The sequence below is a fragment of the Chryseoglobus sp. 28M-23 genome, from assembly GCF_014789785.1.
Classification (GTDB): Bacteria; Actinomycetota; Actinomycetes; order Actinomycetales; family Microbacteriaceae; genus Microcella; species Microcella indica.
This window is the reverse complement of sequence record NZ_CP061846.1, coordinates 2,171,632-2,194,773: the sequence shown is the minus strand read 5'-3', so window position 1 is coordinate 2,194,773 and position 23,142 is coordinate 2,171,632. Positions and strand designations below refer to the sequence as shown.

The following is a 23,142-nucleotide window of genomic DNA, read 5'->3' as shown; positions in this document are numbered from 1 at the left end:
TGATTGTAGTCGGCGCGATCGTGACTATCGTTGTTCCGCTCCTCTGGATGGTGCTCATCGCCTTCCAGCAGCCGCGGGCGATCATCGCCCCCGGGTGGCGGTTTGAGTTTTCGCTTCACAACTTCGCCGAGGTCTTCAATCCGAACACCGTCTTCGGTTCGCAGGTTCTCAACAGCCTGATCATCGTGGTCGCTGCCACGGGTCTCACTCTCGTGATCGCCACGTTTGCCAGCTACAGCCTCAGCCAGCTTCAGTGGTCGCGACGGGTCGTGCTCGGTGTACTCAGCGGCGCGGCGCTGCTGCAGGTCATTCCGCCCATGACCCTCGTGCCCGGCCTGTACGCCACGCTCACCAACATCGGGCTGGTCAACACCCTCGGTGGGCTCATTCTGGTGAACACCGTGTTCAACCTGCCCTTTGCTCTGATCATGACGAAGTTCTCGTTCGACGCGTTGCCGGTCGAGCTCAAGGAGTCGGCATCCGTCGACGGCACCAGCGAGTTCGGCGTCTTCCGCCGGATCATGCTGCCGCTCGCGATGCCCGGCATCTCGGCGGTGGGCATCTTCACGGCCATCCAGGTCTGGAACGAGTTCCTCTTCGGCCTCGTCTTCACCTCGGGTGGACGCACGGCACCGATTACCGTCGGCATCGCCGCCCTGATCCAACCCCAGGAGATCAGGTTCGGCGGCATGGCCGCCATTGGGGTCGTGACGGCGATCCCGATCATCATCCTGGCCATCGCCGCGAACCGCCAGATCGTCTCCGGACTCGTCGGAGGGGCGGTTAAGGGATGACGGACAAGCCGGACCTCTATCTCATCCACTGCCACGACCTGGGTGACTGGCTGACCACCTACGGCTACCCCCAGATACCGAGCCCGAACCTCGACGCTTTCGCAGCCACCTCAGTGGTCTTTGACCGTGCCTTCGCCACGGCCCCGCTGTGCACGCCAGCAAGGTCGTCGATCTTCACCGGTCGACTGCCCCACGAGAATGGGCTCATGGGCCTCACCCACACGGGCTGGACGTACAGGCCCGACGTTCCGACGCTGCCGGAGGTGGTTCGCTCCGCGGGCTATCACAGTGCGCTCATCGGGCTGCAGCACGAGGATCTGGACGCGAGGGTGCTGGGGTTTGACGAGGTGCACGGGCTTGGGTTCATCCCCAGGGCTCTCGAAGTCGCGACCCTGACCGAGCGGTGGCTGGCTGAAAATCCCGACGGCGCGCCGTTCCTTCTCTCCATCGGTATGTGGGAGGTTCATCGTCCGTGGCCCGAGGAGGACTATGAGCCGGTCGACCCCGCGAGCGTGAGGGTGCCTGACTACTTGCCCGACAACGAGCACACTCGCCGGGACATCAGCCAGTTCTACGGCGCGATCCGCCAAATGGACGAGGCCTTCGGACGGATCGTCGCCGCGATCGACGCGCACCCACGGGGGCGCGACGCGGTCATCGTGTTCACCACCGACCATGGTGTTGCCTTCCCACGCGCAAAAAGCACTCTGTATGACTCGGGCGTGAAGGTCGCGCTCATGATGCGAGCGCCCGGAACGTGGGGCGTCGTCGCTGGCCGCAGCGACGGCATGGTTAGCCACCTAGATCTGCTGCCGACCCTCGCAGATTTCGCCGGGGCGAAGGCCCCTGACGGACTTAGCGGGTTGGTCCTGCTCGATAAGTCCGGCGTTGTCGACCCGGGGGATCGGCGGCTGTTCCTGGAAAAGACCTATCACGACAGGTACGACCCAATCCGGGCCGTGCGGACGTCGACGGCGAAGTACATCCGCAACTTTGTAGATGCGCCCGCCTTGCCGCTGCCCACCGACTTGGAACTCAGCCAGACCAGAGTTGGCATGGATGACGCACATTTGCGCCCACGCCCGCCTGAGGAGCTCTACCTGCTCACCGACGACCCCTCCGAGCTGAACAACAGGGTCGATGATCCCTCGCTATCGGCGCTGCGCGAGGGCCTCTCGCGTGAGCTCGATCGTCACTTGCGCTCGACACAGGATCCGGTGCTCGCGGGTGCGGTCGCCCCTCCGCCTGCACCGGTTCGGGGTCGACGGCAGTGAGCAGCTCGCGACGTGCAATTGTGGTGATGTTTGACAGCCTCAATCGGCTGTATCTGCCACGCTACGGCCAGCTCGACGACCTCGAGGCTCCGAACTTCGCGCGGCTCGCCGATCGTGCGGTTCGGTTCGACCGCAGCTACGCCGGCAGCCTGCCGTGCATGCCCGCACGCCGTGAATTACACACTGGCCGCTACAATTTTCTCCATCGCAGCTGGGGGCCTCTGGAGCCTTTCGATGACTCCGTGCCCGCGATGCTTGGCGCCGCAGGAGTCGCCACGCACCTGGCGACCGACCACATGCACTACTGGGAGGACGGGGGCGCGACCTATCACACCCGTTACGGCTCGTCGTCGTTGATCCGCGGACAGCAGGGTGACCCGTGGAAGGGCCAGGTCGACGATCCCGACGTCGGCGACAGCCTGCGCATCCAGCGCAACAGCACCTGGCGCCAGGATCGCATCAACCGCCAGTTCGTGCAGCGGCTTGAGGACTACCCCCAGACGCTGACATTCGACGCGGGAATCGACTTCATCGAGCGCAACGCACACACCGGACCGTGGATGGTGCAGATCGAAACATTCGATCCGCACGAACCGTTCGACAGCGCCGAGCAATTCCGTCAGAAGCATGGTGTCGACGATGTCCCAGACAACGACTGGCCCGATTATCAGCCAGTTCTCGAGCCGGAGAAGATCGCCGACAGTGTTCGCGGGCATTACCGCGCGCTGGTCGACCAGTGCGACCAGTCGCTTGGCCGAGTGCTCGACCTCATGGACGAGCACGACCTCTGGTCAACCACGATGCTGATCGTGTGCACCGACCACGGGCTCTTACTCGGGGAACAGGGATGGTGGGGCAAGTCGGTTCCGCCCTGGTACGAGCCCACAGTGCACACACCGCTGTTCATCTGGGACCCTGAGCAGCCACAAGCCGCTGGGAGTGCATCCTCGACGCTCGTGCAGACCATCGACCTCGGTCCGACGCTGCTCGACTTCTTCGGCATCGCCACAACGCCGCAGATGCAGGGGACCAGCCTTCGGCAAACCATCAGAGACAAGTCGCCGGTGCGCGAGTACGCGCTGTTTGGTGCGTTCGGCGGGCACGTCGGAATCACCGACGGTGCTAGCGTTTATCTCCGCGCCAGTGCCACACCGGCCAACCGACCATTGCACGAGCACACTCTAATGCCCACGCACATGCGGGGCTTCTTCACCGCCGAGGAACTCGCCACGGCAGAGCTTGTTGAAGGCTTCAGCTTCACGCGGGGCTCGCGAGTGCTGCGGATGGATGGATCAGTATTTGGCAATCCGTATCAGGCCGGGACGATGTTGTTCGACCTCACCGCAGACCCCGATCAGTTGGAGCCCACCGTCGATGACGAACTCGAATTGCGGATGGCGACAGCCCTGCGCGACCTGATGATCGCCACCGACGCACCCGCCGGACAGTACGAGCGCCTCGGTCTGCCGAGAGAGGGAGCGGTTGCAAGGAAGCATCTGCTCGTGGAACAGCAGCGCGAATTCGCTCAGGCTACTCGGGTGCTCCCGCCCCCGCCCGACCGCTTCCCTGTCGCCGAGTTCGGCGTGCAGTCGACACTCAGCGAACTGCTCGCGGATCCTTGCGCCGCAGCGGTCCTCCGACGCTCCGCGCGGCGCGTGGAGATCGCAGCCTTTGGCCAAGTCTCGGGCGGAACGACCCTATACCGCGCGGCCTACGTACTGTTCGGACCCTCACCTTGGTCCACGATGGATGACGTCACCAAGGAGCTGGCTCGACTTCGTCCTGTTGATGACGAGCCGAGTTGAGGCCGAAATTCAGCCAGGAGTAGGCGCAGACCCGGGACCGCGCCCGTTCGAACCAGGAGAGTGTGGATGCCGGTACACGATGGGCCGGTGGATCTGAACGGCCGCGGACGCCGACATCGCCAGTTGCCGTCGATGCTCAAGGTGGGCTGCATCGGTTTCGGTGGCGGCAGCGCGTTAATTCCGATCATGGAGCGAGAACTGGTCTCCCCTGACGGTGGCCTCACCGAGAAGGCTTTCGTGCAGGATGTCGTTATCGCAAATGTTACGCCGGGTGCCCTGCCGGTGAAGCTCGCGGCGCTCTCGGGCATCCAACTCGGCGGCGCTGCGCTGTCTGCCTTCTCGGCGCTCTTCGTGGCGCTACCAGGCACCATTGCGACAGTGGGACTGCTCGCACTCTTCTCAGCGCTCGGCCCCGTCGCAATCCGCAACCTGGAGTACGTCTCACTCGGCATTACCGCCTTCATCCTGTTCCTACTGGCGCATTATGTCGCGACGGTGATTGTCGATGGGGGACGCCGGCGCCGGGTCTACATGCTCATCGCTGGTACAACGTTCCTGCTCACAGGCGCTGAGAAGTCTCGCGCGCTTATTGCCCATGTGGCCGGTCTCGAAAACAGCTGGGTTCTGCCAGAACTCTCCGCGTTGGGCGTCGTCCTGGTCGCCATCGGCAGCATCGGTGCCTTCTCGGTCTACCAATGGTTCCGGTACCGCCCGCAGTTTGGCACGGCGCGACGGCGCGCTCAGGGTCTGCTGCGCCCCGTGCTGGTCGCGATCATCACGTTCGCTGTGGTCACGCTAGGCGGCATCGGGACGGCTCTGCTCATCGATCCGGTCGGCGGCGGCGCCCTCCTCGGACTCGTGTCGCTCTCCTCCCTCTCCTCGTTCGGGGGCGGGGAGGCCTACGTCGGCGTGGCGGACGGTTTTTTCGTCGCGTCGGGGATGGTCGATTCCGCGAGCTTCTATGGTCAGATCGTGCCGATTGCCAATGCGCTGCCCGGACCGATCCTGGTGAAGATCGCGACGGGCATCGCCTACTCCATTGGATTCGGGGGTGGCGGATTCGTGTTAGGAATCATCTTCGCGACTCTCGCCTTTCTGGTCAGCATCGGGGCGTGCTGCGTCGTCGCTCTCGGCGTGCTTGCCGCATACGATAAGGCGCAGCACTCACTCTTCGTGCAGAACGTCGCTGGCTTCATCCTGCCGGTGATCTGCGGCCTGCTCGCATCCACGTCGGTGTCGATGCTGCACTCGAACGCGCGGATCAGTGAACAGGCAGGTCTATCCGGCTGGATCGCGGTGCTGGGCTCCATCGCCCTCGCTGGCGGCGTCGCGCTGGTTCATCGGACGGCGAAGGTGCCGGACATCGTGCTCGTCCTCCTCTGCGGCGGTGCATCCTTCGCGCTGCTCATCACCCTGTGAGAGAAATACCATGGAACCCATGAAGCCATCGAACGGTCTGACCCGACATGTTCCGCCGGACCCGGCGAGCTCAGAAGCGTCGTGTTGCGCCCCTTCGCCAGACCGCGAGAGCCCCTCCCATTCGTTGCCGAGCCTGGGCAGCGGCGCCGGCATCGGCGTAGGCGTCGGCGAGCACAGTATCGAGCAGCGCGAGGTGCCCCCCGGCAACTTCCGCATGGGCGATTCGTATGGCGACGGAAATCCTCAAGATGGGGAGCGTCCGGTGCATGAGGTGTCGCTGACGGCGTTCCGCATCGACGCAACCAGCGTCACGAACGCCGACTTTGCGAAATTCGTCGACGCGACCGGGTACGCGACTGAGGCGGAGACGTTCGGATACTCCGCCGTATTCCACCTGGCGCTGAGCGCCAATCCAGCAGACGTGATCGCGCCCGCGGCGGGGACACCCTGGTGGTTAGGCGTGAGGGGGGCTGACTGGCGGCACCCGGGCGGATCGCTATCCGGTATCGACGGGCTTGAAGATCATCCGGTCGTTCACGTTAGTTGGAACGACGCAGTGGCATATTGCGACTGGTCTGGCCGCCGCCTGCCGACCGAGGCTGAGTGGGAATACGCCTCACGGGGAGGCCTTGACGGTGCTCGGTACCCGTGGGGCGACGACCTTCTCGATGATGGAGCTTGGCGAGCGAACATCTGGCAGGGTGACTTCCCTCGCATTAACACAGTCGAGGACGGCTTCCTGACGACGGCGCCTGTCCGTACGTTTGAGCCCAACGGTTATGGCCTGTGGCAGACCGTCGGCAACATTTGGGAGTGGTGCGCCGACTGGTCAGACCCTTCGTACTACCTCACGTCTCCAGTATCAGGCCCAAAAGGCCCCCCGGAGGGCATGTACAAGGTCCTCCGCGGAGGCTCCTACCTCTGCCACGACTCCTACTGCAATAGATACCGATGCGCCGCACGATCCTCGAACACTCCAGACTCCTCTATGGGTAACGCCGGGTTCCGTACCGTCGAAATCGACGGCACAATTTAACGGTTCCGGATTTCCTAGCAGGCCGGCTGGCTTAGCCGCAGATGCTCCCATCAGTAACCACGTTCAGAATCGGCTGCCGGCGTCGCGACCGCCCGCAAGGTGGGTGAGGTGTGGGAGGTGTCGACGGCGATTATTACCCGCGAGGCGCGAGCCGCGTCCGGGGAGGTGCAACATGATCGGATGCCGGCGCTCCTCACGCCGGAGGTAGACGACGAATGGCTGCAGCAGGGCAAAGCTCGACCACCGCCAGCTGCGCCAGCTCAAGGCACCGACCCCGCATCTGAGGATCGAGGTATTCGCCAAGCACGGACGCCAAGCCGAGGCGGTCGCGCTCATCGAAGAGGCTCTCGAGGATCCGAAGATTCTGATGCCAGCGAGCAATCGTGAGATCTCGGAGTTTCGGTTTGTCAGCATCTAGCAGCCTCAGCACACATAGGCCGCCTATCGCGCGTCGTCCTCGCCACCCTCGGCAGGCGACGGCTTTCCCTCCGCCGGGATGACGGTGTGATCGTCGTTCTCTGCCGGGTCGTCGCCCTCGGCTTGCGACGGGTTGTTGTCGCCCGTGAAGTCGTCGAGCTCGCCGTGATCGTCCGCTCGTGCCATGGTCGTTCCTTCCGTGCGATCGATGGATCGCTCACGGTAGGCGCGATGTCTGAGTGGGTATGGAGGAAGGCGGAAATCGAGTCGTAGGGTGGGCCCCGCAGGCGCGAGCGCAGGTTATGCGGTTGCGAACGAAGGACCTGTCAGGTGGGCCCCGTGGTGTGTGGTTTCAGTACATCGTGGACGCCTGTCTCGCGTCATCGTGGACAGCAGTGCCGGTGAGGCCGTGATGTCTCACGTCATCGTGGACACCTTGGCCGCGGCAGTGTCAGCGGGTGAGCAAAGCCGAAGTGTTGATCCTCGCCGTCACCGTTCAGGGTCTCTCCGTGCGGGAAGCGGCCCGCATTCATGGGGTCTCGAAGTCGCTGGTCCATAAGCTTCACCAGCGGTGGCTCACCGAGGGCGAGGCGGCCTTCGCACCGCGCTCGAGAGCGCCAGGATCCAGTCCTCGTCGAACCCCGGACGCCGTTCGGGCCCGGGTGCTGCAGTTGCGCGCCCAGCTCACCGCCGATGGGCTCGATGCTGGCGCCGACACGATCGCCTCCGCCCTGACCGCCGAGGGCACGCCGTTGTCACGATCGACGATCTGGCGGATCCTGCGCGGCGCGGCGGTGATCACCCCGCAACCCCAGAAGAGGCCCCGCTCTTCCTGGCAGCGGTTCACCGCTGAGCGACCCAACGAGCTCTGGCAGTCCGACACCACCCACTGGCAGCTGACAGGCGGAGGTGAGGTGGAGATCATCGCCTGGCTCGATGACCACTCCCGATACCTGACCCACCTCAGCGCCCACACCCGCGCCAACGGCCGCACCGTCACCGACACCTTCCAGCAAGCCGCCTCAGAGCACGGCTATCCGGCGGCGACGTTGACGGACAACGGGAACATCTTCACCACCCGCTTCGCCGGCGGCACCTTCGCCCGCACCGGCGGCAACGCCTTCGAGACGCTGCTGGCCCTGCACGGCATCACCCAGAAGAACGGCCGCCCCTACAAGCCCACCACCCAAGGCAAGATCGAGAGGTTCTGGCAGACGCTCAAGAAGCGCCTCACCGTCCGCCCCGCAGCGACCCTGGATGAGCTGCAGCACGAGCTGGATGAGTTCCGCACCCACTACAACCAGCACCGGCCGCACCGCTCGTTGAATCGGCGCACCCCCGCTTTCGCCTACACCCTGATCCCCAAAGCGGCGCCGACCCAGCCTGACGACCCGAACATTTGGCGGGTCCGCTACGACACCATCGACGCCGGCGGGAAAGTGTCCCTACGGTTCGCGAACCGCATGATGCACCTGGGCTACGGCCGAGCCCACGCCCGCACCGCGGTGATCGTCCTCATCCACGGACTCCACGCCACCACCATCACCCCCGACGGCGAAGTCATCGCTGAGCACATCATCAACCCCAACAAGGGCTACCAAGCTAGGGAATGAAAAACGGGCGAACCCCGGAAATGGGGGTTCGCCCGTCCACGATGTCGTGAGACATCACAAGGTGGGCCCCGTGGGGCTCGAACCCACGACCCGCGGATTAAAAGTCCGCTGCTCTGCCAACTGAGCTAGAGGCCCGCTACCCCTCCAATCTATCGCGCAACACGGCCCAGCGGGGCCGGGTAGCGTGGCCGCCATGAGCGAGAACGCGAGCAACAGGCCTGCCCGGCCGCACCGGCCGGTGCGGGTTCCGGCGACCGCGTTCGAGGGCATCGAGGGCGGCCTCGACCCGGCGGTCGAGCTGCGCATCGCCCACGACAGCGCGCGCGCTCTCGTGCACCGCGTGCGCGAGAGCGACGACCCCGACCTCGTGGAGCGCATGGTCGCGTACACCGACGAGCACGGGCTCGACACGCTCGCCGAGCTGTGGGCGCGCGCGAGCGCCCGATCCCTGCCGGGGGCGCTGTGGCGGCTGTCGCTCCTGCGCGCGCTCATCTGCCAAGACCCTCAGGGCACCTCGCTGCTGTTCCAGCGCGGGAGCGAGGTGCTCGCCACGGCCGACGTCGTCGTCGCGGGCGCCGAGTCGCCCACGGGGCCCGAGGAGATCCGCGTGCTCGCCGACCAGGTGCTGCGCGGCGCGTACGTGGGCGACTTCGCGATCGCCCTCGAGCGGGCGGCGTCGTTCTGCCGCACCGCGTCGGCGGGCGCGGCCGACCTCGCGGACGACGCCGACGCCGCGGTGGATGACGCTCGGGCGGCAGAGCTCACGAGCCGAGCATCCCGTCTCGCGACGAGCGCGGAGGATTTCACGGCCTGCGCGCGCCTCGAGCGCCGCGGCGCCCTCGACTAGCGACGGGCGACGGGCGACGGGCGACTGACGACCGGCGGCACCTGAGTACGAGCGGAATGCGCCGCGCAGACCCCTCGTTACACTGGACAAGCCGGGCCGCAGTAACCCCGGGCTCCACTATTCGCCGCTTCGAGCGGCCACGCGCCGAGAGGCGTTCTGCGGCCCGGTTTTTGTCTGCCCGCACGCAGCCCGTACGCAGCCCGCGCTCGGCCCGCGCGGGGCCGTCACGCTGCGAGGTCACGCGCCGAACCTGACAGTGACCTGAGCACTTCCCGCCCCGGCAAACCCCGCGGCCCCGGGTGCCGAACACCAGGCATGTCAACCACAGCACTGGAATCCCGCTCTCGCCTCACCGGCTTCGCCGCGGCGCTGGCGCTCCCGACCCTGCTGATCGCTCTGACCGGATGCGCGGGCTCCATGCCCCCCGCCGGCGACGAGCCCAGCGAGCCGAGCGCGTCCGCACCGATGGAGGAGCCGATGGAGCAGGGCCCCGACGAGGTCATCACGATCGGCCTGGCCTTCATGCCGGAGACGATCACGGTGCCCGTGGGCACGACGGTGACCTGGCGCAACGGCGAAACCATCGGGCACACCGTGACTTCGGGTGCCTGGGGTGACGTGAACGAGAGCACCGGGTTGCGGGGATCCCAGACGGCTGACGGCCTGTTCGATCACGCACTAGCGCCGATGGGACAGGAGGGGGACACCTTCTCGTTCACCTTCGACGAGGCCGGCGAGTATCCGTACTTCTGCCAGCCGCACCTGACCATGAACGCCATGGTCATCGTCGAGGAATAGCCGACCCCTGCACCGCATCACACCTGCACGATCAACTCACTGAAGGAGACACATCATGCGCAAGACCACCGCATTCGCCGGGCTCGGCCTCGCCGCCGCCCTCGTCCTCACCGGATGCTCTGCCACGGCCGAGGAGCCGATGGACGAGCCCACGGCCGAAGAGCCCGCCGCCGTCGACACCGTCAACAGCGATGGCGCCGCTCTGCGCGCTCAGCTGACGGCGCTGCTCGCCGACCACGTGTACCTCGCCGGTGCCGCGATCGATCAGGCGCTCGCCGATGGAGGCGACCTCGAGACTGCCGACGTGCAGGCCGCTGTCGCGACCGTCGACGAGAACTCGGTCGAGATCGCCGCGCTCGTCGGCTCGGTCTACCCCGACGCCGAGCAGCCGTTCCTCGACTCATGGCGCTCGCACATCCCGTTCTTCGTGAACTACACGCTGGGCGAGGCGACGGGCGATGCTGAGATGTCGGCGCAGGCTGTCGAAGACCTCAACGGCTACGCCGTGTCCTTCGGCCAGCTGATCAACTCGGTCGTCCCCGAGCTGCCCGCCGAGGCCGTTCAGGGCGAGCTCGAGATGCACGCCGTCTCGCTGCTCGCGGCGATCGACGCCAACATCGCCGGTGACCCCGAGTACTTCAGCCTCCTCAAGGAGGCCGCGGGCCACATGCCGATGACCGCCACGGCTCTCGCCGGTGGCATCGCGGCGAACGCCGGCATCGAGTAGCAACCGGGTTCCTCCGGGCCGGGGGTGAGGGGCACTGCGCCTCTCGCCCCCGGCCTTTCTCGTTTCGTCTCCGTCGACGCACCCCCCACCGAAAGGAGCAGAGCCATGCGAGTTCTGCGCATCGCCCTCTACGCCCTCACGGGCGCCGGTCTCATCGTCAACGCCGTCATCCACCTGCAGCTCGCGGCGACCTTCGACGCGGTCGCGGGCCCTCTGCTGAGCCAGGGCGACCTGTTCCGCATTCAGGCCGCGGCGGGCATCCTCGTCACCGTCGCCCTCGTGATCGCGCGCCGCCCCTGGACGGCCGCCATCGCCGTCATCATCGCGGTCGGCGGGCTCGGGATGCTCGTGCTCAGCACCCTCGTGCCCCTCGACCTCACCGCCCTCGGTCTGCCCGTGATCTTCGAGCCTGTGTGGTACTCCGACAAGGTGATCGCGGCTCTCGCGCAGGGGCTCGCGGCACTCGCCGCTGCGGCGCTCATCGTCGTCGAGCGTCGCCGTCGCGCTGCCGTGCCGCGCACTCCCTAGCCGCGGGCCGCACGCGCCCTCGCCGAGTGTCCTGACGGGACATTCAGTGCGCGGGGTGAAATGCTGGGGGAGTGTCCCCCGAAACCGAAGTCTCCGTGAGTGCGCCCAGCGCGCTCGACGCGGCGAACGACCTCTTGCAGCGCGTCGCCCAGGGCGACCAGCGCGCGTTCAGCGAGCTCTACGACCTCATCACGCCGCGCATGCTCGGCCTCGTGCGGCACGTGCTCAAGGATCACGCCCAGTCGGAGGAGGTGGTGCAGGAGGTGCTTCTGGAGATCTGGCAAACCGCACCGCGCTTCGATCCGAATAAGGGGAAAGCGGTGACCTGGATGCTGACCATGGCCCACCGGCGGGCGATCGACCGCGTGCGCAGCGCGCAGTCCTCGCGAGACCGGGACACCAAGATCGGCATTCGTGACCTGGGACGGGAGTACGACTCCGTCTCGGAGAACGTGGAGATCCGCATCGAACACGAGCGAGTGGAGAAGGCGCTGACGAAGCTCACCGAGCTGCAGAGACAGGCTGTGGAGCTCGCCTACTACGGCGGGTACACCCACAGCGAGGTCTCGATCATGCTCAGTGTGCCGATCGGCACCGTCAAGACTCGATTGCGCGACGGCATGATCCGTCTGCGCGAAGAATTGGGGGTGGCGTCATGAACCGTGATGCCGATGACGTGATGACCGATGAAGAGTTCGCCGACACGCGAGCCGCCCTCGGTCTCGCTGTGCCGCCGGTGACCCCGTCGGCGACCATGAAGGATGCCGTGATGGCCCGCATCGCCGAAACGCCGCAGGCGTCTCCCGAGGTCACGGCGCCGCAGGCGTCCCCTCGGCCCACAGTCGTGCCCGGTGGCGAGTCTGCCGCCACGCCTGCGGTTGCGAGCCTCGCCGAGCGTCGCGCGCAGACGCGGTGGTTCCACCGCCCTGGCTCGGTCGTGCTGGCCGCCGCCGCGGCGGTCGCCCTCTTCTTCGGGGGAGTGCTCGCCGCCGACCTCGTGAACCCTGCGGCCGGTGACGCCAAACAGCTTGTCGCTCTCGTCGCCGCGCCCGACGTGCAGACTGTCGCGTCCCCCGTCGAGGGCGGGGCGAGTGCCACGCTGGTCTCCTCCGAGAGTCTCGGCCTCTCCGCGATGGTGTTCGAGGGGCTGCCTCAGCTCACCGACGAGCAGGCCTACGCCCTCTGGTACATCACCGACGGCGAGCCGACCCCCGCTGGCCTGTTCTCGGTCGGCGAGGACGGCGCGGTCGTGCAGGTGCTCGAGGGCACCTTCGAGGCCGGCACGGTCGTCGGGGTGTCGGTCGAGCCGAGCTCGGGTAGCCCCGCGCCGACGACGACGCCCATCGTCGCGATCGCGACCGCGTAGGTTCGCGGGCGCTCAGGCGCTCACGCGGTAGCCGACGCCGCGCACCGTCTGGATGACGGCGTCGCCGTCGGCGGCGGTGCGCGCGAGCTTCGCGCGAATGCTGCCGATCGTCACGCGAACGGCGCGTGCCGCGGCGTCGGGGTCGGCGGTGGAGGAGAACTGCCGAGCGATGTCGCCGGCCGGCACGAGCCGCGGCGAACGGGTGGCGAGGAAGTGCAGTATCGAGAACTCGCGGTGCGTGAGGCCGATCTCGAGCTCGTCGAGCAGGGCTCGATGCGCGACGGCGTCGACCCGTAGCCGGCCCACCTGCACGGCCTGGGCACTCGCGTGCGCGGCGAAGCCGAGGCCGACGAGGGCGCGGCGCAGCTCCTCGGCGGTGACGGGCAGCGTCACGAGGGAGTTCGCGCCCGCATCGAGCGCGCGCTCGGCGTCGCCTCGCCCCTCGTCTCCCGCATGGATCCCGACCAGTACCGGGATGCTCGCCCAGCGGTGCACGACATCGATGACCTCGGCGAGAGCGCCGGAAGAGGCTTCCGCGGGCACGAGCACCGCGTCGGGGGCATCCTCGTGCAGGGCCACGAGCATCTCCGCGCAACTGGCGCGAGAGACGAGGTCGATGCCGTTGCGCACGAGGTCGCGGTCGGGGCTCGCGCAGACGTCGGCGAGAGCGCCGCACACGACCACGCGACGGAAGACCGCCGGATGCTGCGCTGCGGTCTCCTCGTGCGTCGAGCTCGTCATGGCCATCCCTCGGGGCCGCGCGGGCGCAGCGGCTCTGACTGCATGACATACGCCGCAGGGAAACGGCACATGAACGGCTCAGTGCGCGGGGGCGATTTCTGTCAGAAGTGCTTCCACCCGCCGCTTGATGTCGTCGCGGATGCCTCGCACGGTCTCGATGTCCTGGCCGGCCGGATCCTCGAGAACCCAGTCCTCGTAGCGCTTGCCGGGGTAGATCGGGCACGCGTCGCCGCACCCCATCGTCACGACCACGTCCGAGTCGACCACTGACTGCGTGGTGAGGATCTTCGGCACGTTGTTCGCAATGTCGATCCCCTCCTCGGCCATGGCCTCCACGGCGATGGGGTTGACCTTGTTCTTCGGTTCCGACCCTGCAGAGAGTACGGTGACGCGGTCGCCCGCGAGGTGCTGCAGGTAGCCGGCGGCCATCTGGGAGCGCCCGGCGTTGTGCACGCACACGAAGAGCACGGTGGGAAGGCCGGCCGTGTCGGCCTCCTTCTTCTTCTTGGATAGCGAGAATCTCATGATTGAAGTATAGACAAAAATCTATACGACGGGGAAGTCCCGACGAGCGAGCGTCAGGCAGTGAGCACGTCGAGCTCGGTCAAGAGTCCCCGAACGCGCGCGTCGATGTCGTCTCGGATGGCGCGAACGGCGTCCATCGGTCGATCTGCAGGATCGTCGACGGGCCAATCCAGGTAGCGCCGACCCGGGAACACCGGGCATGCATCGCCGCAGCCCATGGTCACGACGACATCTGCGGCGCGCACGACATCGTCGGTGAGGGGCTTCGGGAACTCGGCGCCCAAGGGCACCCCCAACTCCTCCAAGGCTGCGATGACGGAGGGGCGGACGGCGCCGGCGGGGGCGGAACCGGCCGTGCGAACTCGCACTCGATCACCACCGAGATGGCGCGCGATAGCCGCGGCGAGTTGCGATCGCCCCGCGTTCTGAACACACACGAAGAGCAATTCGACAGGAGACGCATCGATTCGCTCTCGTTCGCTCTCATGCGACGCTTCCAGTGCGGCGAGACGCTCAGCGCTGAACTGCGCGACTGCCGATGGGTAGGCATGGCCGCCTGAGCGCGCGGCGAGCAGACGCTCACTCTCGGTGATCACGTGCCGCACCGTTTCCGCCGAGACCGTGCCCGCAAACCGGGTCTCGAGGTCAGCGACCATGCGATCGAGAAGCGTCGTATCGATGGACTCCCGCGCAGCCTGTGGACGCCACTCATCGAGGCGAGACGCCACGTCGGCGGGCACGGAGTACCAGACCTCGCGACCACGGGGCTCGCGTGCGACGACGCCCGCGCCCAGGAGCACTTTGAGGTGGTGCGAGACGGTCGGTTGACGCAGGGCCAGGTGCTCAGTGAGCCGGCCCACTGTCGCGCTGCCGCCAGGCGAGTCGAGCAGGTATCGCACGATGTCTCCCCGCGTCGGGTCGCCCAGCGCGGCGATTCCCGGGGCGAGTGGAGCACGAGCATCCATAGATTAGAGTCTATGTCGTCCGCCCCGACTGCTTCGCCGGCGCAACCCCTCAGGCTGGCGACAAGCATTAACGTCTGTGTCGCTCGCGAGACACCCGGTGGTGTCAGACTGTCGTGATGCACGACGAGGGCACGAGCACGAGCGACTATCAGGTCGACGGTGGTGTGGGCGGAGACTTCTCCGACGACTACGACGAGACCACGAGCGTCGACGACGGCACGCTGCCCACCGACCGCTATCTCGACCGCGAACTGAGCTGGCTGCACTTCAACCAGCGCGTTCTCGAGCTCGCCGAGGATCCGACCGTTCCCCTGCTCGAGCGGGTGAACTTCCTCGCGATCTTCGCCTCGAATCTCGACGAGTTCTTCATGGTGCGCGTCGCCGGTCTCAAGCGGCGCATCGTGACCGGCCTCGCCGTGCCGACCAACACGGGGCGCGTGCCCGCAGACGTGCTCGCGAGCATCAACAGCTTCGCGCTCGAGCTGCAGCATCGGCACGCGCGCGCCTTCCACGACCTCGTCAAGCCGGCCCTCGACGAGGCGAGCATCCACGTGGAGACGTGGGCAGATCTCGACGACGCCGATCGCGCGCGCGTCGACGAGATCTTCACCGAGCAGATCTTCCCCGTGCTCATGCCGCTGGCCGTCGACCCTGCTCACCCCTTCCCCTACATCTCGGGCCTCTCGCTCAACCTGTCGGTGCGGGTGCGCAACCCGAAGACGGCGAAGATCGAGTTCGCCCGCCTCAAGGTGCCCACGGTGCTGCCGCGCTTCGTGCAGCTGGCCGACAGCTCCTCGGGCAATCTGCGCTTCCTCACCCTCGAAGACCTCATCTCGAACCATCTGCACGAGCTCTTCCCGGGCATGGAGATCCTCGAGCACCACGAGTTCCGCGTGACGCGCAACGAGGATGTCGAGATCGAGGAGGACGAGACCGAGAACCTTATCCAGGCCCTCGAGCGCGAGCTGCTGCGGCGCCGCTTCGGGCCTCCCATCCGTCTCGAGATCACTGACGACATGGACCCGGTGACGCTCGGGCTGCTCGTGCGCGAGCTGGGCATCACCGAGCAGGAGGTCTACCGCCTGCCGGCGCCGCTCGACCTCGGCGGGCTCTTCGAGCTCGCGAAGATCGACCGCCCCTCTCTCAAGTACCCGAAGCACGTGCCGGTCACGCCCGTGCAGCTGCAGCCGGGCGAGCCCAACACGGCGCCCGATGTCTTCGCGTCCATTCGTGAGGGCGACATCCTCGTGCACCACCCTTACGAGTCCTTCGCGACGAGCGTGCAGGCCTTCCTCGAGCAGGCGGCGAAAGACCCGAACGTGCTCGCGATCAAGCAGACGCTGTATCGCACGAGCGGCGACAGCCCCATCGTCGAAGCACTCATCGACGCCGCCGAGGCGGGCAAGGCCGTGCTCGCGCTCGTCGAGATCAAGGCCCGCTTCGACGAGCAGAACAACATCGACTGGGCGCGCAAGCTCGAGAAGGCCGGCGTGCACGTGGTCTACGGCCTCGTGGGGCTCAAGACCCACTGCAAGCTCGCGCTCGTCGTGCGCCAGGAGCCCGACGGCTCGCTGCGCTCGTACAGCCACGTGGGCACGGGCAACTACAACCCCAAGACGAGTCGCATCTACGAAGACCTCGGCCTGTTCACGGCCGACGAGCAGGTCGGCCGCGACCTCACGCGACTGTTCAACGAGCTCTCGGGCTACGCGATCGAGAAGAAGTACAAGAGGCTCCTCGTTGCTCCCCGGTATCTGCGCAAGGGCCTGCTCAAGCTCATCGCCACCGAGACGAAGTTTGCACGCGACGGCAAGCCCTCCGGCATCCGCCTGAAGCTCAACTCGATCGTCGACGAGGCCATCATCGACGCGCTCTACCAGGCCAGCATGGCGGGTGTGCCCATCGATCTCGTGGTGCGCGGCATCTGCGCCCTCGTACCCGGGCGCGAGGGGCTCAGCGAGACCATTCGCGTGCGCAGCGTGCTCGGGCGCTACCTCGAGCACTCGCGCATCTTCGCCTTCCACAACGACGGCGACCCGCAGGTGTACATCGGCAGCGCCGACATGATGCACCGCAATCTGGATCGTCGCATCGAGGCACTCATCCGGCTCAGCGACCCGGCGCACATCGCCCAGGTCGACGAGCTCTTCGAGCGCCATCTGCACGACGAGGCTGCCTCGTGGCACCTGCACTCGGACGGCACGTGGCAGCGACACCACCTCGATGGCGCCTCGGGCGATCTCGATGACGTGCAGAATGGCCTCATGAAGTCGATCGCCGACCGACGCCGCAGCCCGAAGAAGCGATGACCCCCGCGAGCAGCACCGCGACCGCCTCTGCGACCGTGCTCGCCGCGGGCGCCGTCGTCTGGAAGCTCGTGGACGGCAAAGCGCGCATCCTGCTCGTGCACCGCACTCAGCACAAGGATGTCTCGCTGCCGAAGGGCAAGGTCGACCCCGGCGAGACCCTGCCGCACACCGCCGTGCGCGAGATCGCCGAGGAGACGGGGTTCGACGTGGTGCTCGGCGCCCCGCTCGGCACCGTCGAGTACACGCTGCCCAACGGCAAGGACAAGGTCGTGCACTACTGGGCCGCCGAGGTCGACCCCGGCGCCGCCGAGCGGCACAGCTACGAGGCCAACGGAGAGATTCGCGCTCTCGAGTGGGTCGTCGCCTCGAAGGCCGCCAAGCGCCTCAGCTACGAGCACGACGCCGAGGTCGTCGACCGGTTCGCCGCTCTCTTCGAGGCGGGGCTCGCCCGCACGTTCGCGCTCATCGTGCTGCGTCACGGCAAGGCGATGCCCCACGACCAGTGGGACGGCCCGGACGCGACGCGACCGCTGCTGCACCGCGGGCTCGAGCAATCGTCCTCCGTCGCGGGAGGCGTCGCCGCTTTCGGTCCGACGACCCTTGTCTCGAGCACCGCCGCGCGCTGCCTGTCGACGATCGATCCGACGGCGACCCTGCTCGAGCTACCCGTCAAGACGTCGAAGTCGCTCAGCCAAGACGCGTACGCCGGTGACGGCGAGAAAGTGGCGAAGGTCGTCGGCAAGCGCCTCGCGCGCCGGGAGTCGAGCGTGCTGTGCAGCCACGGCCCGGTCATCCCGCAGATCATCGCCGCCGCTGCGGCGACAGGGGGCGCCACGATCGACGGGGCACTGCGCCAGAGTGCCGCGCTCTCCACCGGCGAGTACTCCGTTCTGCACTTCTCCGCCGAGACGGAGACGCCCCGCCTCGTCGCGGTCGAGACTCATTCTCCGGCCGCGGGCTGAACCCCTTCCACCGGCGGCGAGTTCCGCCCTCGTTCACCTCCCGTTCACCGAGAGCGCCGACTCTCGTCAACAAGGCTCCTTAGCGTCTGTGACGTGCCGGGTGATCCGCTCGGCCCACCACCCTGTCACCAATCCCCGAAGGGAACACAGTGAACATCACGCGTGCGGGCAGCTTCGCTGCCATCATCGCCGCCGGTGCCCTCGTGCTCAGCGCTTGCGCGAGCGGCGAGACCACCGACAACGGCTCCGAGGGCGAGACCTCGGCCCTCTCCGGCACCCTTGTGGGCGCCGGCGCTTCGTCGCAGCAGTCGGCCCAGGAGGCTTGGGTCGTCGGCTTCCAGGAGGCCAACCCCGAGACCACCGTCGAGTACGACCCGATCGGCTCCGGCGGAGGCCGCGAGACCTTCATCGGCGGCGGCTCGCAGTTCGCCGGTTCTGACCGTGCGTTCAACGACGAGGAGATCGCGGCGGACAACTTCGCCTCGTGCGTCCCCGGCACGGGCATCATCGAGATCCCTGCCTACATCTCCCCGATCGCCGTCATCTTCAACCTCGAGGGCATCGACTCGCTCAACATGGATGCGGCGACCATCGCCGGCATCTTCGCGGGCGAGATCACGAACTGGAGCGACCCGGCGATCGCCGCCACGAACGAGGGCGTCGAGCTTCCCGACCTGCCGATCACGGCCGTGCACCGCGCTGACGACTCGGGCACGACGGCGAACTTCACCGACTACCTCGCGGTTAACGCCCCCGATGTCTGGACCGTGGGCCAGATCGAGACGTGGCCGACCGAGTACGGCGGAGAGGCTGCACCGCAGACCTCCGGCGTCGTCGACGCTGTCACGAACGGCACCGGCACCATCGGCTACGCCGACGCGTCGCGCGCCGGTGACCTCGGCACCGTCGCGGTCGCCGTGGGTGGCGACTTCGTGCCCTTCTCTCCGGAGGCTGCTGCAGCCATCGTCGACGCGTCCCCTCGCGTTGAGGGCCGCGGCCCGGGTGACCTCGCGATCAACCTCGACCGTGCTTCGGAAGAGGTCGGCGTCTACCCGATCGTGCTCGTCTCGTACCTCATCGCGTGCAACGAGTACACCGAGGGCGCCCCGGTCGACCTGGTCAAGGCGTACCTCAGCTACGTGATCAGCGAAGAGGGCCAGGCCCTCGCCGCTGAGGCGGCTGGTTCGGCCCCGATCTCGGCCGACCTGCGTGCCGAGGCCCAGGGCTTCATCGACGCCATCCAGTAGCACCGAGCAGTTCGCGGTCCCGACGATCGATTCCTCGATCGTCGGGACCGCGACTCTCATCCCCCGATAGCATCGCCAGAAGACACCGAGCCCGACACCCACGACGACCGCGAATCCGCGCCGGAGCCGAGGAGACAGCCCCCATGACATCGCCTGAGATCATTCGCCCCAAGGCGAAGCAGCGGCCTGGCGACCGGGTCTTCTCCGCGAGCGCCCTCATCTCGGGCAGTCTCATCCTCGCGATCCTCGCCGCCGTAGCAGGCTTCCTCATGCTGCAGGGCATCCCGGGCATGTTCGCCGACCCGGAGTCGGTATCGATCTATACAGAGGGCGAGAACTTCGTCGAGTTCGTCGTTCCCCTCATCTTCGGAACCCTGTGGGCGGCGGCGCTCGCGCTCGTCATGGCTCTGCCGCTTGCCATCGGCATCGCACTGTTCATCTCGCACTACGCGCCTCGCCGCCTGGCCCAGAGCCTCGGCTACATCATCGATCTTCTGGCCGCCGTCCCCTCTGTGGTCTTCGGTCTCTGGGGCGCGAACGTGCTGGCAGGCGCGATTCAGCCGAGCTTCGTCTGGCTGGAGGAGAACCTCGGGTGGATCCCGCTGTTCGCCGGTCCCGTATCGGGGACCGGTCGCACGATGCTCACCGCGGCCATCGTGCTCGCCGTCATGATCCTGCCGATCATCACCGCGATCTCGCGGGAGGTGTTCCTGCAGACCCCTCCGCTCTACGAGGAGGCGGCCCTCGCGCTCGGTGCGACCCGTTGGGAGATGATCCGCACCGTTGTTCTTCCCTTCGGACGGCCCGGTGTCATCGCCGGTGCGATGCTCGGCCTCGGGCGAGCGCTCGGTGAGACGATGGCGGTGGCGATGGTGCTCTCGGGCAGCGGGGTCATCGTGTTCGACCTCATCGGGTCCGTCAACCCCCTGACGATCGCCGCGAACGTCGCTCTCAGATTCCCGGAGGCGTACGGCATCAACGTCAATGTGCTCATCGCCACCGGGCTCATCCTCTTCGCGATCACCCTCGTGGTGAACTCCATCGCGCGCTACATCGTCAACCGCCGCAAAGACTTCTCGGGAGCCAACTGATCATGGTCAGCACAGTCAGCCCGCCTCAGGCTGCGGTCAACCCCCTGACCGCTGGTCGGTTGCCCGCCGCCGCTCCCTGGGGCATCCTCGCGGGGAGCCTTCTCGCCTCTACTGCCGTGTTCGCCCTGCTCCAGGTCGGCTCAGGCGAAGAAGACTTCAACATCGTGGGTGCGGTGTTCTTCGGGGTCGTCGGCTACGTGCTTCTCGTCTATATCGTGTCGCGACTCATCGAAGGCTCGCGTCGCGCCAAGGATCGGTTCGTCACGGCCCTCGTCGGTCTGGCCTTCGTCGTGGCGATGCTGCCTCTCATCTCCCTCGTGTTCACGGTGGTCGCTCAAGGCAGCGGGCGCATTGACCTCGACTTCTTCACGCTGTCGTTGCGCAACGTGCTCGGCGAGGGCGGAGGAGCCGCGCACGCGATCATCGGCACGCTGCTCATGACCGGCGTGGCGACCCTGATCTCGGTGCCGATCGGTCTGCTCACCTCGATCTATCTCGTGGAGTACGGGCGCGGCCGCCTCGCCCAGGCAATCACGTTCCTCGTTGACGTCATGACGGGAATCCCCTCCATCGTCGCCGGCCTGTTCGCCTTCGCGCTCTTCGAGCTCATCCTGGGCCCTGGCACGCGAGTCGGGCTATCAGGCGCTGCCGCCCTGACGGTCCTCATGCTTCCCGTCGTCGTGCGGTCCAGTGAGGACATCCTGCGGCTCGTCCCCAACGAATTGCGTGAGGCGTCCTATGCGCTCGGCGTGCCGAAATGGCTCACGATCCTGAAGGTCGTCATCCCGACGGCGATCGCGGGCATCGCCACCGGGGTCATGCTCTCGATTGCCCGGGTCATCGGCGAGACTGCGCCCTTGCTCATCGCGGCCGGCTTCTCCAACAACTTCAACTTTGATCTCACCGAAGGGCGCATGCAGAGCCTTCCGGTGTACGTCTACTACTCGTACATCAGCCAGGGCACCGACTTCCAGCCCTACATCGACCGCGCGTGGGCGGGCGCCCTCACGCTCATCGCGATCGTCATGATCCTCAACCTGGCAGCGCGACTCGTCGCCCGCATCTTCGCCCCCAAGCTCGGCCGATAATCGTAAGGAACGCACCCACCGTGTCAAAGCGCATTGAAGTCAATGATCTCGACGTCTACTACAGCAAGTTCAAGGCCGTCGAAGGTGTCAACCTCGTCATCGAGCCGCGCAGCGTCACGGCGCTCATCGGCCCGTCGGGCTGCGGCAAGTCGACGTTCATCCGCACACTGAATCGCATGCACGAGGTCATCCCCGGCGCGTGGGTGGACGGAGAAGTGCTCGTCGACGGCAACAATCTCTACGGCCCCGGGGTCGACCCCGTGCGTGTGCGCCGTCAGGTCGGCATGGTCTTCCAGCGCCCGAACCCGTTCCCGACCATGTCGATCCGAGACAACGTTCTCGCGGGCGTGAAGCTCAACAACCAGCGCATCTCGAAGTCCGACGCCGACGAGCTCGTCGAGAAGTCGCTCAAGGGGGCCAACCTCTGGAACGAGGTCAAGGACCGCCTGGAGCGGCCCGGCAACGGCCTCTCGGGTGGCCAGCAGCAGCGTCTGTGCATCGCGCGGGCGATCGCCGTGGAGCCCGAGGTCATCCTCATGGACGAGCCCTGTTCGGCGCTCGACCCGATTTCGACCCTGGCGATCGAGGACCTCATCGAAGAGCTCAAGCAGGACTACACGATCGTCATCGTGACGCACAACATGCAGCAGGCCAGCCGCGTGAGCGACCGCACGGCATTCTTCAACATCGCCGGTACCGGCAAGCCGGGCAAGCTCATCGAGGTCGACGACACCGCGACGATCTTCTCGAACCCCAGCATCAAGGACACCGAGGACTACGTCTCCGGCAAGTTCGGATAGTCGCACTCCGTGCAAGCGTGTGGGCACGCTTGCACGAACGTCACCACGGTGACGATCAGGTGGATACCGTCTGCTGCTCGGTGTCGTCCTCGTGAACGGTGAAGCGGTAGCCGACGTTGCGCACCGTGCCGATGAGCGACTCCATGTCGCCGAGCTTGGCGCGCAAGCGCCGCACGTGCACGTCGACCGTGCGCGTGCCGCCGAAGTAGTCGTAGCCCCACACCTCGCTCAGCAGCTGCTCGCGCGTGAAGACGCGGCTCGGGTGGGTGGCGAAGAAGCGCAGCAGCTCGAACTCCTTGAACGTGAGGTCGAGCGTGCGGCCGTGCACCTTCGCCGAGTAGCTCGCCTCGTCGATTACGACGCCCGAGGCGCGGATCATGGACGTCTCGGGGCCGATCGCCTGGCGGCCAATGACGAGCCGGAGCCGGGCATCCACCTCGGCGGGCCCCGCCGTGTCGAGGATGACGTCGTCGACGCCCCACTCCGCATTGATCGCCGTGAGGCCACCCTCGGTGAGGACGACGATGAGGGGGGAGCCGGCACCCGTCGTCGTGAGGATCTTGCACAGCGACTTCGCCGCCGCCAGATCGGTGCGCGCGTCGACGATGACGGCGTCGGCGGCGGGCGCTCCGACGAGAGCGGCCGGCTCAGCGGGGATCTGGCGAACCCGGTGGCTGAGCAGACCGAGCGCGGGGAGAACGTCGGCGTTCACCTGCGAGGTCAGGATGAGCAGCTGCGCCATGTGTCCTCCACGGTGTCCCCGTCAGTCTACAAGCGGCCTACCATGGGG

24 protein-coding genes and 1 tRNA gene are annotated in these 23,142 nt (G+C 66.8%); 19 read left to right on the top strand and 6 right to left on the bottom strand.

The window, feature by feature from the left end; genetic code table 11:
* The first annotated feature begins 20 nt into the window (after nt 1-20).
* From IE160_RS10655 to IE160_RS12765, 6 genes are all read left to right on the top strand, one after another.
* Nucleotides 21-794 (top strand): carbohydrate ABC transporter permease, encoded by a 774-nt coding sequence (locus IE160_RS10655; RefSeq protein ID WP_224744464.1) that lies wholly within the window; start codon nt 21-23, stop codon nt 792-794.
* Nucleotides 791-2,068 (top strand): sulfatase family protein, encoded by a 1,278-nt coding sequence (locus tag IE160_RS10650; protein ID WP_191151063.1) that lies wholly within the window; start codon nt 791-793, stop codon nt 2,066-2,068. Before IE160_RS10655 ends, IE160_RS10650 begins: the two co-directional genes overlap by 4 nt.
* 26 nt (nt 2,069-2,094) lie before the next feature.
* A complete protein-coding gene (locus IE160_RS10645) occupies nt 2,095-3,873 on the top strand; it encodes a sulfatase (RefSeq protein ID WP_179872558.1) in 1,779 nt (592 codons plus the stop codon).
* 87 nt (nt 3,874-3,960) lie between these two features.
* Nucleotides 3,961-5,292: a chromate transporter gene (locus IE160_RS10640; RefSeq protein ID WP_179872557.1), complete on the top strand. Its 1,332-nt coding sequence runs from the start codon at nt 3,961-3,963 to the stop codon at nt 5,290-5,292.
* Nucleotides 5,293-5,311: 19 nt separating this feature from the next.
* Nucleotides 5,312-6,328 carry a formylglycine-generating enzyme family protein gene (locus tag IE160_RS10635; protein ID WP_179872556.1) on the top strand — a complete coding sequence of 339 codons (1,017 nt, stop codon included), beginning with the start codon at nt 5,312-5,314 and terminating at the stop codon, nt 6,326-6,328.
* 99 nt (nt 6,329-6,427) lie between these two features.
* Nucleotides 6,428-6,715, top strand: a complete 288-nt coding sequence (locus tag IE160_RS12765) for an SOS response-associated peptidase family protein (RefSeq protein ID WP_179872555.1) — start codon at nt 6,428-6,430, stop codon at nt 6,713-6,715.
* 54 nt (nt 6,716-6,769) lie between these two features.
* Here IE160_RS12765 and IE160_RS10625 read toward each other — a convergent pair whose 3' ends face one another.
* Complete coding sequence (locus IE160_RS10625; RefSeq protein ID WP_179872554.1) at nt 6,770-6,931, bottom strand: hypothetical protein; 162 nt, start codon at nt 6,929-6,931, stop codon at nt 6,770-6,772.
* A 272-nt stretch (nt 6,932-7,203) separates the two neighbouring features.
* Here IE160_RS10625 and IE160_RS10620 point away from each other — a divergent pair, with 272 nt between their 5' ends.
* Nucleotides 7,204-8,358 carry an IS481 family transposase gene (locus IE160_RS10620; RefSeq protein WP_191151062.1) on the top strand — a complete coding sequence of 385 codons (1,155 nt, stop codon included), beginning with the start codon at nt 7,204-7,206 and terminating at the stop codon, nt 8,356-8,358.
* A gap of 62 nt (nt 8,359-8,420) precedes the next feature.
* Here the strand turns inward: IE160_RS10620 and IE160_RS10615 are convergent.
* Nucleotides 8,421-8,493 (bottom strand) — tRNA-Lys (locus IE160_RS10615).
* A 58-nt stretch (nt 8,494-8,551) separates the two neighbouring features.
* Here IE160_RS10615 and IE160_RS10610 point away from each other — a divergent pair.
* From IE160_RS10610 to IE160_RS10585, 6 genes are all read left to right on the top strand, one after another.
* Nucleotides 8,552-9,205, top strand: coding sequence for a DNA-directed RNA polymerase subunit beta (locus tag IE160_RS10610; protein ID WP_224744463.1), 654 nt, complete (start codon nt 8,552-8,554; stop codon nt 9,203-9,205).
* 315 nt (nt 9,206-9,520) lie between these two features.
* Nucleotides 9,521-10,003, top strand: a complete 483-nt coding sequence (locus tag IE160_RS10605; protein WP_179872553.1) for a cupredoxin domain-containing protein — start codon at nt 9,521-9,523, stop codon at nt 10,001-10,003.
* A 55-nt stretch (nt 10,004-10,058) separates the two neighbouring features.
* A complete protein-coding gene (locus IE160_RS10600; RefSeq protein WP_179872552.1) occupies nt 10,059-10,730 on the top strand; it encodes a hypothetical protein in 672 nt (223 codons plus the stop codon).
* 105 nt (nt 10,731-10,835) lie between these two features.
* Nucleotides 10,836-11,258 carry a hypothetical protein gene (locus IE160_RS10595; protein WP_179872551.1) on the top strand — a complete coding sequence of 141 codons (423 nt, stop codon included), beginning with the start codon at nt 10,836-10,838 and terminating at the stop codon, nt 11,256-11,258.
* A gap of 95 nt (nt 11,259-11,353) precedes the next feature.
* Nucleotides 11,354-11,917: a sigma-70 family RNA polymerase sigma factor gene (locus IE160_RS10590; RefSeq protein ID WP_224744462.1), complete on the top strand. Its 564-nt coding sequence runs from the start codon at nt 11,354-11,356 to the stop codon at nt 11,915-11,917.
* Nucleotides 11,914-12,624, top strand: coding sequence for an anti-sigma factor (locus IE160_RS10585; RefSeq protein ID WP_179872549.1), 711 nt, complete (start codon nt 11,914-11,916; stop codon nt 12,622-12,624). The genes IE160_RS10590 and IE160_RS10585 overlap by 4 nt, the downstream gene beginning before the upstream one ends.
* A 12-nt stretch (nt 12,625-12,636) precedes the next feature.
* Here IE160_RS10585 and IE160_RS10580 read toward each other — a convergent pair whose 3' ends face one another.
* From IE160_RS10580 to IE160_RS10570, 3 genes are all read right to left on the bottom strand, one after another.
* Nucleotides 12,637-13,365 carry a winged helix-turn-helix transcriptional regulator gene (locus tag IE160_RS10580; protein WP_191151061.1) on the bottom strand — a complete coding sequence of 243 codons (729 nt, stop codon included), beginning with the start codon at nt 13,363-13,365 and terminating at the stop codon, nt 12,637-12,639.
* 78 nt (nt 13,366-13,443) lie between these two features.
* Nucleotides 13,444-13,890 carry an arsenate reductase ArsC gene (locus IE160_RS10575; RefSeq protein ID WP_179872547.1) on the bottom strand — a complete coding sequence of 149 codons (447 nt, stop codon included), beginning with the start codon at nt 13,888-13,890 and terminating at the stop codon, nt 13,444-13,446.
* A gap of 53 nt (nt 13,891-13,943) precedes the next feature.
* Entirely contained in the window at nt 13,944-14,855 is a 912-nt protein-coding gene (locus IE160_RS10570) for a metalloregulator ArsR/SmtB family transcription factor (RefSeq protein ID WP_179872546.1), read from the bottom strand.
* Between the two features lie 116 nt (nt 14,856-14,971).
* On the opposite strand from IE160_RS10570, the gene IE160_RS10565 reads away from it, so the two are divergent.
* The 6 genes from IE160_RS10565 (at nt 14,972) to pstB (ending at nt 22,352) form a co-directional block, all read left to right on the top strand.
* Nucleotides 14,972-17,164, top strand: coding sequence for an RNA degradosome polyphosphate kinase (locus IE160_RS10565; RefSeq protein WP_179872545.1), 2,193 nt, complete (start codon nt 14,972-14,974; stop codon nt 17,162-17,164).
* Nucleotides 17,161-18,126, top strand: coding sequence for an NUDIX hydrolase (locus IE160_RS10560; RefSeq protein WP_179872544.1), 966 nt, complete (start codon nt 17,161-17,163; stop codon nt 18,124-18,126). Before IE160_RS10565 ends, IE160_RS10560 begins: the two co-directional genes overlap by 4 nt.
* 149 nt (nt 18,127-18,275) lie before the next feature.
* Nucleotides 18,276-19,373, top strand: a complete 1,098-nt coding sequence (locus tag IE160_RS10555; protein WP_179872543.1) for a phosphate ABC transporter substrate-binding protein PstS — start codon at nt 18,276-18,278, stop codon at nt 19,371-19,373.
* 143 nt (nt 19,374-19,516) lie between these two features.
* A complete protein-coding gene (pstC, locus tag IE160_RS10550; RefSeq protein WP_179872542.1) occupies nt 19,517-20,464 on the top strand; it encodes a phosphate ABC transporter permease subunit PstC in 948 nt (315 codons plus the stop codon).
* A gap of 2 nt (nt 20,465-20,466) precedes the next feature.
* A complete protein-coding gene (gene pstA / locus IE160_RS10545) occupies nt 20,467-21,552 on the top strand; it encodes a phosphate ABC transporter permease PstA (protein ID WP_152582246.1) in 1,086 nt (361 codons plus the stop codon).
* 20 nt (nt 21,553-21,572) lie between these two features.
* Entirely contained in the window at nt 21,573-22,352 is a 780-nt protein-coding gene (gene pstB, locus IE160_RS10540; RefSeq protein WP_191151060.1) for a phosphate ABC transporter ATP-binding protein PstB, read from the top strand.
* A 55-nt stretch (nt 22,353-22,407) separates the two neighbouring features.
* Here the strand turns inward: pstB and IE160_RS10535 are convergent, their stop codons facing one another.
* Nucleotides 22,408-23,094, bottom strand: a complete 687-nt coding sequence (locus IE160_RS10535; protein ID WP_152582248.1) for a response regulator transcription factor — start codon at nt 23,092-23,094, stop codon at nt 22,408-22,410.
* Nucleotides 23,095-23,142 lie beyond the last annotated feature (48 nt).

Bases quoted from the DNA above. Each gene is read 5' to 3' on its own strand.
- IE160_RS10650 (WP_191151063.1), top strand. From the start codon at position 791: ATGACGGACAAGCCGGACCTCTATCTCATCCACTGCCACGACCTGGGT.
- IE160_RS10645 (WP_179872558.1), top strand. From the start codon at position 2,095: ATGTTTGACAGCCTCAATCGGCTGTATCTGCCACGCTACGGCCAGCTC.
- IE160_RS10635 (WP_179872556.1), top strand. From the start codon at position 5,312: ATGAAGCCATCGAACGGTCTGACCCGACATGTTCCGCCGGACCCGGCG.
- IE160_RS10625 (WP_179872554.1), bottom strand. From the start codon at position 6,931: ATGGCACGAGCGGACGATCACGGCGAGCTCGACGACTTCACGGGCGAC.
- IE160_RS10610 (WP_224744463.1), top strand. From the start codon at position 8,552: ATGAGCGAGAACGCGAGCAACAGGCCTGCCCGGCCGCACCGGCCGGTG.
- IE160_RS10605 (WP_179872553.1), top strand. From the start codon at position 9,521: ATGTCAACCACAGCACTGGAATCCCGCTCTCGCCTCACCGGCTTCGCC.
- IE160_RS10600 (WP_179872552.1), top strand. From the start codon at position 10,059: ATGCGCAAGACCACCGCATTCGCCGGGCTCGGCCTCGCCGCCGCCCTC.
- IE160_RS10595 (WP_179872551.1), top strand. From the start codon at position 10,836: ATGCGAGTTCTGCGCATCGCCCTCTACGCCCTCACGGGCGCCGGTCTC.
- IE160_RS10585 (WP_179872549.1), top strand. From the start codon at position 11,914: ATGAACCGTGATGCCGATGACGTGATGACCGATGAAGAGTTCGCCGAC.
- IE160_RS10580 (WP_191151061.1), bottom strand. From the start codon at position 13,365: ATGACGAGCTCGACGCACGAGGAGACCGCAGCGCAGCATCCGGCGGTC.
- IE160_RS10575 (WP_179872547.1), bottom strand. From the start codon at position 13,890: ATGAGATTCTCGCTATCCAAGAAGAAGAAGGAGGCCGACACGGCCGGC.
- IE160_RS10570 (WP_179872546.1), bottom strand. From the start codon at position 14,855: ATGGATGCTCGTGCTCCACTCGCCCCGGGAATCGCCGCGCTGGGCGAC.
- IE160_RS10565 (WP_179872545.1), top strand. From the start codon at position 14,972: ATGCACGACGAGGGCACGAGCACGAGCGACTATCAGGTCGACGGTGGT.
- IE160_RS10560 (WP_179872544.1), top strand. From the start codon at position 17,161: ATGACCCCCGCGAGCAGCACCGCGACCGCCTCTGCGACCGTGCTCGCC.
- pstC (WP_179872542.1), top strand. From the start codon at position 19,517: ATGACATCGCCTGAGATCATTCGCCCCAAGGCGAAGCAGCGGCCTGGC.
- pstA (WP_152582246.1), top strand. From the start codon at position 20,467: ATGGTCAGCACAGTCAGCCCGCCTCAGGCTGCGGTCAACCCCCTGACC.
- IE160_RS10535 (WP_152582248.1), bottom strand. From the start codon at position 23,094: ATGGCGCAGCTGCTCATCCTGACCTCGCAGGTGAACGCCGACGTTCTC.